The sequence below is a fragment of the Halanaerobium sp. MA284_MarDTE_T2 genome, from assembly GCF_003337245.1.
Taxonomy (GTDB): Bacteria; Bacillota; Halanaerobiia; order Halanaerobiales; family Halanaerobiaceae; genus QPJE01.
The window spans coordinates 1-1,776 of record NZ_QPJE01000058.1 but is presented as its reverse complement, the minus strand read 5'-3'; the positions used below and the strand labels follow the sequence as shown (position 1 = coordinate 1,776).

At 31.9% G+C, this 1,776-nt stretch carries 2 protein-coding genes; one reads left to right on the top strand and one right to left on the bottom strand.

Going from position 1 to position 1,776, the window contains the following annotated elements:
* Positions 1-135: 135 nt before the first annotated feature.
* A complete protein-coding gene (locus tag DFR78_RS11795) occupies positions 136-900 on the top strand; it encodes an SIMPL domain-containing protein (RefSeq protein ID WP_114459021.1) in 765 nt (254 codons plus the stop codon).
* Between the two features lie 60 nt (positions 901-960).
* Here DFR78_RS11795 and DFR78_RS11790 read toward each other — a convergent pair whose 3' ends face one another.
* Positions 961-1,632 (bottom strand): TrkA family potassium uptake protein, encoded by a 672-nt coding sequence (locus DFR78_RS11790; protein WP_114459020.1) that lies wholly within the window; start codon positions 1,630-1,632, stop codon positions 961-963.
* Positions 1,633-1,776 lie beyond the last annotated feature (144 nt).

The following is a 1,776-nucleotide window of genomic DNA, read 5'->3' as shown; positions in this document are numbered from 1 at the left end:
GTTGCTGAACCAGTATTAGCTTAAATAAAAAAATGAGAAACTAAGAATGAACGAGCTTAACAAACATATTCTCCATATTTAGGGGGTTGAACCGAAGGCAAAATTTTAGAATAATAAAAACAGGAGGAATTTCAAATGAACAGAGGAACAGGTATGTTTTTAGTTTTTATTGCTTTGATACTATTGACTGCAGTAATTGTAAATGGATTATATTTTGATAATAGTGTATTTACCAGATCAAAAACTGATGAAATCAGTGATGCTGCCCTCAAAGAAAAGGCAGAATCTGTAGTAGTTAATTTAAATATCCGTGCAGAAAAAGATTTTGAGCCGGAAGCTGTAGAAGTTAAACTAGGAGTTGAGAGTAGAGATGTTAATTTGCAGTCTGCAGTTAGTGATAATAATGAAAAAATGACTTCATTATTGGAAATGCTGGAAAAAGAAACCCTTACAGAAATAGAAACAGAAGATTACAGAGTTTATCCAGTGAATAACTACAGTAATGATAATATAGAAAGAGAATATCAGGTTATAAATAGAATTTCTTTTAAAAGTGAAAATTTAGAAGAACTGCCTCTTATTTTAGGAAAAGCTCTTAATCAAGGAGCAAATAACTTATCTCAGATAAACTATCAGCTTAAAAATGAAGAGAGTGCTGTAAATGAAGTAACAGCACTGGCATTGGATAAACTGAATCAAAAAGCGGTATTTTTAAGAGATAAACTGGGTAAAAAGGAATATCAGATTAAAACTATCAATCTGGGAGGTCAGAATGTATACAGAGCAGAAAAGACATTAAATATGGACAGTACTTCCAGAGATGAAGCTGTTCCAGTACCAGTCAAAGGAGAGAAAGTAAAAATATCTGTCAGTCTTTCTGCAGAAATTTTGCTGAGATGATTTCTAGCAACAGATTTATTTTAATGATTAACATGTTAAAAAAATAAAAATATATTAAAATCACTTATGGAGAAGGAATTTAGCTGCCTTCTCCATATCATTTTTAGAAGCAACTAAAAAAACCTGATTACCTGAATATATCTGTTTACTGCCGCGGGGTACTATAAATTTATCTTCTTTTTTATCAAAAATTCCTGCGATAACACAGTTAACCGGGAAGTTTTTTTGACTTACAATATCCGAAATCTGCATTCCAGAAATTTGGGAATTGTCGGGTATTGTTAAAATAGAGACTTCTGCTTTACCTTCACCAAGAGAAGCAACTTTGCGTACATCTGGCTTTTCTATATCTAAAATAAATTTTTCTACGATTAATTCCATGGTTGCTGCAATATTCGTTGCTCCTGCCATCTGATAGGCATTTTCATATTCCGGCTCACGCATTCTCACCATTATTTTATCTACACCAAAATTTTTTGCCAGCAGGCTGAAGGAAAGATTATCAGCATCATCACGCATTACTCCAATTGCTATATCACATTTTTGAATTCCTGCTTCTTTAAGTACATCAATTCTGGTAGCATTTCCAAGTACAGAAACAGCCCCATATCTGCTGTAAATTTTTTCTGCAACACTTTGTTCTTTTTCAATCACAATAACATCATGTTTTTTTACAAGATTTTTAGTTAAATTACTTCCAGCAATTCCTCCACCAGCAATTATAATATACAATATAAACTCCTCCTTTATGCTTTCCAGGCTTTTCTAGAAAGCAATATTATGATTGTAACACAAAAACATTAAGCATATTCAATCTAAACTAAGCTTTTAAATCTAAAAATTAGTTCTCAACAACAAAAAAATTGAATATCACAG